11 protein-coding genes and 1 pseudogene are annotated in these 7,924 nt (G+C 67.5%); 4 read left to right on the top strand and 8 right to left on the bottom strand.

What is annotated here, in order from left to right; all coding sequences use genetic code 11:
* The 4 genes and pseudogenes from HG262_RS31105 to HG262_RS30360 form a co-directional block, all read right to left on the bottom strand.
* A pseudogene (locus HG262_RS31105) lies at positions 1–172 on the bottom strand (MarR family transcriptional regulator); the annotation flags it as partial.
* Between the two features lie 151 nt (positions 173–323).
* Positions 324–767: a 6-carboxytetrahydropterin synthase QueD gene (gene queD, locus HG262_RS30370; RefSeq protein ID WP_006224440.1), complete on the bottom strand. Its 444-nt coding sequence runs from the start codon at positions 765–767 to the stop codon at positions 324–326.
* 28 nt (positions 768–795) lie between these two features.
* Positions 796–1,428 (bottom strand): 7-carboxy-7-deazaguanine synthase, encoded by a 633-nt coding sequence (queE, locus tag HG262_RS30365; RefSeq protein ID WP_169274528.1) that lies wholly within the window; start codon positions 1,426–1,428, stop codon positions 796–798.
* Between the two features lie 129 nt (positions 1,429–1,557).
* Positions 1,558–1,863 carry an NIPSNAP family protein gene (locus HG262_RS30360; protein WP_169274527.1) on the bottom strand — a complete coding sequence of 102 codons (306 nt, stop codon included), beginning with the start codon at positions 1,861–1,863 and terminating at the stop codon, positions 1,558–1,560.
* A gap of 147 nt (positions 1,864–2,010) precedes the next feature.
* Between HG262_RS30360 and arfB the strand changes: the two genes are divergently transcribed.
* From arfB to HG262_RS30345, 3 genes are all read left to right on the top strand, one after another.
* Entirely contained in the window at positions 2,011–2,427 is a 417-nt protein-coding gene (arfB, locus tag HG262_RS30355) for an alternative ribosome rescue aminoacyl-tRNA hydrolase ArfB (RefSeq protein WP_169274526.1), read from the top strand.
* A gap of 84 nt (positions 2,428–2,511) precedes the next feature.
* Positions 2,512–2,859, top strand: a complete 348-nt coding sequence (locus HG262_RS30350; protein WP_169274525.1) for a helix-turn-helix transcriptional regulator — start codon at positions 2,512–2,514, stop codon at positions 2,857–2,859.
* Positions 2,860–2,905: 46 nt separating this feature from the next.
* Entirely contained in the window at positions 2,906–3,958 is a 1,053-nt protein-coding gene (locus tag HG262_RS30345) for an alkene reductase (protein ID WP_169274524.1), read from the top strand.
* A gap of 34 nt (positions 3,959–3,992) precedes the next feature.
* Here the strand turns inward: HG262_RS30345 and HG262_RS30340 are convergent, their stop codons facing one another.
* Positions 3,993–4,841 (bottom strand): CPBP family intramembrane glutamic endopeptidase, encoded by an 849-nt coding sequence (locus tag HG262_RS30340; RefSeq protein ID WP_169274529.1) that lies wholly within the window; start codon positions 4,839–4,841, stop codon positions 3,993–3,995.
* 147 nt (positions 4,842–4,988) lie between these two features.
* On the opposite strand from HG262_RS30340, the gene HG262_RS30335 reads away from it, so the two are divergent.
* Complete coding sequence (locus tag HG262_RS30335) at positions 4,989–5,363, top strand: MAPEG family protein (protein WP_169274523.1); 375 nt, start codon at positions 4,989–4,991, stop codon at positions 5,361–5,363.
* 64 nt (positions 5,364–5,427) lie between these two features.
* Here the strand turns inward: HG262_RS30335 and HG262_RS30330 are convergent, their stop codons facing one another.
* The 3 genes from HG262_RS30330 to HG262_RS30320 form a co-directional block, all read right to left on the bottom strand.
* Positions 5,428–5,862, bottom strand: a complete 435-nt coding sequence (locus HG262_RS30330) for a carboxypeptidase-like regulatory domain-containing protein (protein ID WP_169274522.1) — start codon at positions 5,860–5,862, stop codon at positions 5,428–5,430.
* 62 nt (positions 5,863–5,924) lie between these two features.
* Positions 5,925–6,728, bottom strand: coding sequence for an NRDE family protein (locus HG262_RS30325; RefSeq protein ID WP_169274521.1), 804 nt, complete (start codon positions 6,726–6,728; stop codon positions 5,925–5,927).
* Between the two features lie 3 nt (positions 6,729–6,731).
* Positions 6,732–7,924 (bottom strand): FUSC family protein (locus HG262_RS30320; protein WP_211187850.1); only part of this gene is annotated, 1,193 nt, incomplete at its 5' end.

Here is a 7,924-nt window from a genome sequence, read left to right as displayed (position 1 = left end):
CGCCCTGGCGCACGCCGTCGCCCAGGCGGCCGGCCAGGATGACGGGCCAGGCCGTGGCTTGCGACAGGCCGTAGTCGGCCAGCGCCTTGTCAGCGGCGCCGCGATAGGCGCGCGACAGCACCATCAGGTTGGCGGTGGTAGCCATGAGTTGGGAGTCGGAAGGTGAGTTCATGGAATAGATTGTATCCTATCTATTAGCTTACTAATAATTGAAAATGGCGAATATCCCCATTGATTTTTTCAATTGGCTAGATAGGAACGCGGTTTTCCATCAGTGGAAAACCGGGGACGGGGAGCGCAGGGGGCGGAGAGGGGGCGAACCCTCAGCCGTTGCAGTCGGCCCAGCAGTTGGGCGTTTCGTACAGGCGCACGCGGGTCAGGCGCAGGTCGGCGCCGTAGTGGCCGTGGTATTGCGGCGCCAGGGTGTCGAAGACGATCTGGGCCAGGTTTTCGGCGGTGGGAATGCGGTCCAGCACCACGGTCTTGTGGCCGGGCAGGCTATCCAGGAAGCCGCGGACGGCCGCGTCGCCTTCATAGACCAGGAACGCATGGTCCCAGACGTCCACGATGTGGGTCTTGGCGATGTGCTTGATCTCGGAGAAATCCATCAGCATGCCGTTGTCGGATTCGCCGGGGGCCTGCACCACGTCGCCCGTCAGGGTGATTTCCAGCACATAGCGGTGGCCATGCAGGTTGCGGCATTGGCTGCGGTGGTCGGGAATGCGGTGGCCGGCGTCGAATTCCAGCCTGCGGGTCACGGAAATCATCGCGTGCTCCGCAAGGCGTCGGGGTAAATCATGGAATGCCTATGTATTTGTGGGTCTGCAAACTAAGCCGCCATTGCGGGTGCTGCATGCAGTACTGGACGGCTTGCTCGGTATTGGCCGCGCGGGCGGGGCCGTCCATCGGTTGCAGGAAGAAATGCTCGAAATCCAGATGCGCGAAAGTTTCGGGCAACGCGTTGGATTGCGGGTAGACCAGCTTCAATTCGTCGCCGCGTTCGATGACGATGGGCGCGGTGCCCTTGGGGCTGACGCAGATCCAGTCGATGCCGGCCGGCGGTTTGACGGTGCCGTTGGTCTCGATGGCCACGGTGAAGCCGCGGGCATGGATGGCCGTCAGCAGCGCCGCGTCCAGCTGCAGCAGGGGTTCGCCGCCGGTGAAGACCACATAGCGGTCTTCCGTGCCGGCACCCCACGAGGCGGCGATGGCGTCGGCCAGCAGGTCCGCCGTGGCGAACTTGCCGCCGCCTTCGCCGTCGGTGCCGATGAAGTCGGTGTCGCAGAAGGTGCAGGCGGCGCTGGCGCGGTCGCTTTCGCGGCCCGTCCAGAGATTACAGCCTGCAAACCGGCAAAAAACCGCCGCGCGGCCTGCATGGGCGCCTTCGCCTTGCAGGGTCTTGAAAATTTCTTTGGCGGAGTAGGTCATAGGGGGTAATGGCGGGGTGCGGGTGGCCGGGCGCCGTAATAGTCGAGCAAAAGCGCACTATTTTACTTGCAGCGGCGCCAACCCGGCGAATGACCCCGCGCGGCGCGGGTTTTGGGGCCTGCGGCCGCGTCAGTCGAAAACCGGACGGAAGAAGCTGCGTTCGTAGCTGACGATACAGCGGGTTTGCACTGCGTAGGCATACGCCTGCTGGCATTCGGCGTCTTTCTGGGAGTCTTGCCGGTAGGTTTCGTAGGCGGCCAGGCTGGGGAAGGAAAACAGCGCCAGCGCAATGTTGTTGGCGCCTTCCGACGGCATGAAGTAGCCGTGGTGCGTGCCGCCGAAGCGCTCGACCAGCGGAATCCACATCTTCGCGTAGGTTTCGAACTCGGCGATCGCGTTGGCGTCGATAACGTAGCGCAAATAGCAGGTGATCATGGGGATGAGCGGGTAGTTGGAGTGGGACGGCGGGCGGGCTGCCCGCGTGCAGGCCGGCGCATTGTAGCGACGCGCGCGCCCAGCGATCAACGGATCCGCACCCCCCCGCGTCGCCGGCGTCGGCCCGATCTTGTAGACTGCCGGCCTATGTTCCACATCCAAGATTCCCTATATTTGGACGAACGCGACCTGACGTTCACCATGATCCGCGCCCAAGGCGCGGGCGGGCAGAACGTCAATAAGGTCTCCAGCGCCGTCCACCTGCGCTTTGACGTCCGTGCGTCGGGCCTGCCGCCCGAGGTCCAGGATGCGGTATGCGCCGTCAGCGACCACCGCATTTCGAAAGAGGGCGTGATCGTCATCAAGTCGCAGTCCTTCCGCAGCCAGGAAAAAAACCGGGTCGAAGCCATCGAACGCTTGCTCGGCATGTTGCGGTCCGCCCTTGAAGTGGACAAGCCGCGCCGCGCGACCAAGCCAACGCGGTCGTCGCAGCGCCGCCGGGTGCAACGCAAGGTCCAGCATGGCGAAGTCAAGCGCCTGCGCGGCCGGGTGCAGGGCGACTAGGACCAATAGCCCCAATCGCCACAGGGGCATGACTATATATCGAACAACAACGATATAAGATTCGATAAATTGCGATATATAAATATGACCGCATCCCCTTCAACCCCCGATCAGACCGACGTGCAGCCCGCTATCGACGCCGACGCCATTCTCAAGGCGCTGGCGAATCCGGTGCGGCGCGACATCCTTGCCTGGCTGAAGGCCCCGCACGCGCATTTCGAAGAGCGCCCGGGCCACAGTTTCGAGCATGGGGTGTGCGCGGGCCACATCGATCATCGCTGCGGCTTGTCGCAGTCGACCGTATCGTCGCACCTGGCCGTCTTGCAGCGTGCGGGCCTGATCTCGGCGATGAAAGTGGGGCAGTGGGTCTTTTTCCGTCGCAATGAACCCGTTATTGCCGCGTTCCTGCGGCAGTTGAACCAGGATATGTAGTCAGCCCTACACGTTGCGCCCCTCGCCCGGGGCCGAAGGATTTTGCATGAGCTCCCTGTTTGAACCCCTGCGCGCCGGTGACCTGACGCTGCGCAACCGCATTGTCATGGCGCCGTTGACCCGCCAGCGCGCCAGCGAGGGCCGTGTGCCCAGCGACCTGATGGTCGATTACTACACCCAGCGCGCCGACGCCGGCATGATCCTGACCGAAGCCACGTCCGTCACGCCGCAGGGCGTGGGCTATGCCGACACCCCGGGCCTGTGGTCCACCGAGCAGGTCAAGGGCTGGCGCAAGGTCACGTCCGCCGTGCACGGCAAGGGCGGCCTGATCGTGGCCCAGCTGTGGCACGTGGGCCGCATTTCCGACCCGGTGTTCCTGAACGGCGAACTGCCCGTCGCGCCTAGCGCCATCGCCGCGGGTGGCCATGTCAGCCTGGTGCGCCCCAAGCGCCCTTACGTCACCCCGCGTGCACTGGAAACGGCCGAGATCCCGGGCGTGGTCGACGCCTACCGCCACGGCGCAAAGATGGCCCAGGAATCCGGTTTCGACGGCGTTGAAGTCCACGCCGCCAACGGCTACCTGCTGGACCAGTTCCTGCAGGACAGCACCAACCTGCGCACCGACCAATACGGCGGTTCGCTGGAAAACCGCGCGCGCCTGCTGCTGGAAGTGGTGGATGCGTGCATCGAGGTCTGGGGCGCGGGGCGCGTGGGCGTGCACCTGTCGCCGCGCGGCGATTCGCACACGATGGGCGATTCGGATCCGGCGGCCACCTTCACTTATGTGGCGGCTGAACTGGGCAAGCGCGGCATCGCGTTCATCTGCGCACGCGAACACGAAGGCGAAGACAGCCTGGGCCCGCAACTGAAGGCGGCGTTCGGCGGCGTTTATATCGGCAACGAAGGCTATACGCGGGAATCCGCCGAGGCCGCGGTCGCGGCCGGCCGCGTCGATGCCGTGGCGTTTGGCGTGCAGTACATCGCCAACCCCGACCTGACGCGCCGCTTTGAACAGGACGCCCCGCTGAACGCGCCGGAACCGTCCACGTTCTATTCGCAGGGCGCAGCCGGCTACACGGACTATCCGGCGCTGCCGTAAAGCCGCCTGCCGCCGTGGCCGGTGCCCGGCGGCGCTAGAACACCGCGCGCATCGGATACGTGAACAAGCCGAAGTGCGCGGCGTTCAGGCCCAGGTGCGCCAACACTGCGGCGGCCAGTCCGCCGTAGCGGTATGCCGTGCCGTAGGCCGCGCCCGCCAGGCCGGCCAGCAATATCCATTGCCAGCCGCCAGCGTAATGGGCCATGCCGAACAGCACGGCGGCCACGGCCACGGCGGCCCGGCCGCCCCAGGCATGGCGCTGCCAGCGCGTGGCCAGTTGCTGCTGCACATAGCCGCGGAACAGGGCTTCCTCGGCCAGCGTCACCAGCAACGCGTTATTGGCCAGCCAGATCCAGCCCGCGTCCGGCCATTTGGGCGCCCAGCCGACCACGCCCAACGCCAGCGCCACCCCCAGACATGCCAGCAGCGCCGCGGCCAGCGCCAGCACGGCGGCGGCCAAGGTGTTGCGCGCGCTGGCGCCCGTCATGGGTGGCGCCAACGCCAGGACCACCCAGAACGCCACCAGCGGCTTGTCCAGATTCAGGTACATGCCGAACGGCACCGCATCGGGGCTGAGCAGCGCGGGCGCGATGACTTGGGGATTGTGAAAGCCCGGCAGCAGATGCAGGAAGAGCGCGGCGGCCAAGGCCACGAACAGGATGTGGCCGGCCGCGCGCGCTGCGGCGCCGGATGCCGGCCGCACCCACATCGCTGCGATCAGCAGCAGCGCGGGCGCTGCCAGCGCCCTCGGATCGATCAGGCCATCCGCCCATGCCCAGCCCCAGGCGACGGCCAGGGGCGCCAGCGCCCAGGGGCGGGTGGCGGGCGGCCAAAGCAGGGCAGAGGACAGGAAGAGGGCGGACCACGGCGACAGGAACGGCATCGGATCGGGCGGGCTGACGTAAAGCGCAAAGTGTAAGCGCACCCGCTTGCCCAACCAGGGGTTTCAGGCGACGATGCCGCTCTCGGCAGCGCAAAGCCGCGCCGCACTTGGCGGGCTCGCGGTCCGTCTGCCCACCTGGAGCCAAAAATGAAAATGATCGCGTGGTTGATGCTGGCGGCGGCATTCCTGCCGTGGGTCTCTACGATAGTCGCCAAGGCGGGCGGAAAGAAATACGACAACAACGATCCGCGCGCCTGGCTGGCGCGTCAGGAAGGCTGGCGCGCGCGCGCCAACGCCGCGCAGATCAACACCTTCGAAGCCCTGCCGTTCTTCTACGCGGCGGTGCTGTTCGCGCTTTACACCCAGGCGCCGCCCGCGCATGTGGCCACACTGATGGCATGCTGGCTGGGCGTGCGCCTGGGCTACCTGGCCATGTATGTGGCGGGGTGGGGCGCGTTGCGTTCGCTGGTCTGGGCGATCAGCGTGGGCTTCGTGATAGCCATCCTGTTCTCAGGCGTCTAAGGCGCGGGAACGGCGCGCGGCGCGGGGGCGGAAAACGTTCCGGTGCGCGCCACGCGTGCACCCCTTACTTCCATTCGAAAACGGCGCGCGCGGTTCCCGTGGCTTGCACGGTGACGTCGCGCTCCTGGGCCTTGCCCTCGTACGTGGCCGAGACCTTGTAGGCGCCCGCCGGCAGCTTCACCAGCATGTACGGGCCTTCGGCGGTGGCCTTCAGCACTTCCTTGCCCTGCGCGTCCCGGATGGCGACGCCCACGCTGGCTACGTAGTCCGCCTTGCCGTCGCGCTGGGCGGCGAATGTCAGCGCCAGCGGGTAGTCGCTGGCGGCTGCCTTCATTGCTTCCGATTCGTCGATGCCGATCCCGCCGCTGACGTACTGCACTGCGCCCTGGTGCTTGATCGGGGGCAACGCCGCCTGCGCGGTCGAGAGGACGCCGGCGATGGCCATGCTGCCCACCGCCATCATGGCGGCGAGGGTGCAGCGTTCAATGCGCTTGTTCATCATGTTCTCCTGGAGGGGATGACACGGGTTTCGACCGGGATGCGCGCGCCGAGTTCGCGCGCCTAGCCGCATTCGGCAAGCATATCGCCGGCGAAGCCTCCCTGCCAGGTGAACGTCAGCCGGCTCTCGCCGCTGACCGACCCGTCCGGGGCGAAGCGCCGTTCATCGAGTTGGCCCGTGCCGTGGGCATGCAGCACCAAGACGCTGGAACTGCGGGTGCCATAGTTCGGGCTGACAATGAACGGGCTGCTCAATAGTTTTTCCCGATCCCGCGGCAGGCCGGTCGCCGGCAGCTCGTCGTCTTCCGCGCCCTGGCGGTCGGCCAGCGCGGCGAACAGCGCGGGCATGTCGGGTTGCGGCGCGTGCTCCAGCACGGCGGTGAAGGCGGCCTTGGTGCGGGCGAGCTTCGGCCACGGGGTATCCAGCAGGTGGTTGGACAACGCGTAGATGCCGGGCGGCAGCGCACGGGGGGCGCCGTCGCGGTTGCTGAGATACCAGGCCTGCCGCGCATCGCCCACGATCAGGTTGAAGCCGTTGTAGGCCTGGCCCGCGTCGTGGACCCGGGCCAGGTATTCCCCGGGCGCCTCGCCGCCGCGCAGGAAATCTTCGACCAGCGCGCCGCGCGAAGGCGCCGCGTCCAGGTGCCGGCCCGGCTCGCGGAAGTTCGTCACCAGCGCGAAGCGGCCCCGCGTGGTCGCGCCCATCCAGGTGCCGCCGGCCAAGCCGTCGCGGCCGGCATAGACCTCTGGCGCATCGGACCACTGGCCCGCCGGATGCGTCAGGCGGGCGTGGAATTCGTCGCGGTTGGCGGCGATCAGGACGGGGATGCCCGGCAAGGCATGCAGGGCCAATACGGCAAGACACATGGTTCAGACCTGGTGGATGGGGTGTTTGGGGGCGCCCGCGCCGGGCGCGGCGGCAAAATCAGGACCGGCCAGCGTGGCGCGCAGCGCTTCGAGTTCGGCGGCCACGTCGGCCAGCGCGGGCGACGGCGCGGCGATGGCATCGGCGGAGACGGCCTCGCCGTGTTCGACGGCGAGGCTCATGGCGTGCAACGTTTGCGCCAACGCGGCCACTTGGGCGGCGCTGGGCGCAGCCTGGCCGGCGGGCAGCGACCACGCCGTATCTGAAATGGCGTTCGCCACGCGTTCCAGCGCCACCTCCACGGGCCACCACGCCAGCGCACGCCGGCTGACCAGGCGCGGTTCGGACAGACCGCGCTGCAGCGCGATGCGCAGGTCTGACAAGCGGGCATAGGCGCTGGCGCGCAGGTTGTGGCGGCTGGCGGGCGCCGCCTGGAAGACCGCGTTCAGGTAGGCGGCCAGCGTGTCCATCGCGGCGGACACGGCATGGTCCAGGTTGTGGCGTTCGATACGGATCCACGGCAGATAGCCCACCAGCAGCACGATGCCGGCGGCAACGCCCACGTCGACCAGGCGCGCCAACGCGATGGTCCAGGTGCCGGGCTGCAACGCTCCGATCAGCAGCATCAGGATGGGCACGAGGATGGCGGAGAACAAGCCGTAATTGCGGCGGATGGACCAGGGCAGCAGCGACGCCAGGAACGCCACCGTCAGCAGGCTGGCGACGCCGCTGCGGTCCACGGCAAGCACCGTGGCGCTGATGGCCACCCCCACCACGCTGCCGCCGCAGCTTTGCAGCGCCCGCGCGAAGACCGATCCGAAGTTGGGTTTGAAGATCACCACCACGATCAGCGGCACCCAGTAAGACCGCGGCAACGACGCGGCCAGCGCCACGGCCTCGGCCGCGATCAGGCACAGGCCCAGCCGGATCAGGTAACGCACGGTGGTGGGGCCGGGCCGGTAGGTGCGGGCCAGCACGCGCCAGGGCGTGCGCGGACGGACGGGCGCCAGCGCGACCAACGGGTCGGTGTCGGGCGGCTTGGCGCCGTCCAGCAAGGGCAGCGCCTGCGACAGCGCGTCCGCCAGTTGCGGCATGTCCGCAAGCCGCAAGGCGGCGATGTCATCGCCGGGATCGGGGTCGGCGTCGTTTTCCACGCGATCGGCCAGCCGGTTCATGACGCGCGCGCAAGCCGGCGGCA

This window comes from Achromobacter sp. Bel (assembly GCF_012928505.1).
In the GTDB taxonomy this organism is placed as follows: domain Bacteria; phylum Pseudomonadota; class Gammaproteobacteria; order Burkholderiales; family Burkholderiaceae_B; genus Achromobacter.
The sequence above is the reverse complement of the archived record's forward strand: the minus strand, read 5'-3'. Positions and strand labels throughout refer to the sequence as shown.

Excerpts from the sequence above, each read along its gene's own strand:
- HG262_RS30360 (WP_169274527.1), bottom strand. The coding sequence starts at position 1,863 with ATGATCACCTGCTATTTGCGCTACGTTATCGACGCCAACGCGATCGCC.
- HG262_RS30335 (WP_169274523.1), top strand. The coding sequence starts at position 4,989 with ATGAAAATGATCGCGTGGTTGATGCTGGCGGCGGCATTCCTGCCGTGG.
- arfB (WP_169274526.1), top strand. The coding sequence starts at position 2,011 with ATGTTCCACATCCAAGATTCCCTATATTTGGACGAACGCGACCTGACG.
- queD (WP_006224440.1), bottom strand. The coding sequence starts at position 767 with ATGATTTCCGTGACCCGCAGGCTGGAATTCGACGCCGGCCACCGCATT.
- HG262_RS30340 (WP_169274529.1), bottom strand. The coding sequence starts at position 4,841 with ATGCCGTTCCTGTCGCCGTGGTCCGCCCTCTTCCTGTCCTCTGCCCTG.
- HG262_RS30325 (WP_169274521.1), bottom strand. The coding sequence starts at position 6,728 with ATGTGTCTTGCCGTATTGGCCCTGCATGCCTTGCCGGGCATCCCCGTC.
- HG262_RS30330 (WP_169274522.1), bottom strand. The coding sequence starts at position 5,862 with ATGAACAAGCGCATTGAACGCTGCACCCTCGCCGCCATGATGGCGGTG.
- HG262_RS30345 (WP_169274524.1), top strand. The coding sequence starts at position 2,906 with ATGAGCTCCCTGTTTGAACCCCTGCGCGCCGGTGACCTGACGCTGCGC.
- queE (WP_169274528.1), bottom strand. The coding sequence starts at position 1,428 with ATGACCTACTCCGCCAAAGAAATTTTCAAGACCCTGCAAGGCGAAGGC.
- HG262_RS30350 (WP_169274525.1), top strand. The coding sequence starts at position 2,512 with ATGACCGCATCCCCTTCAACCCCCGATCAGACCGACGTGCAGCCCGCT.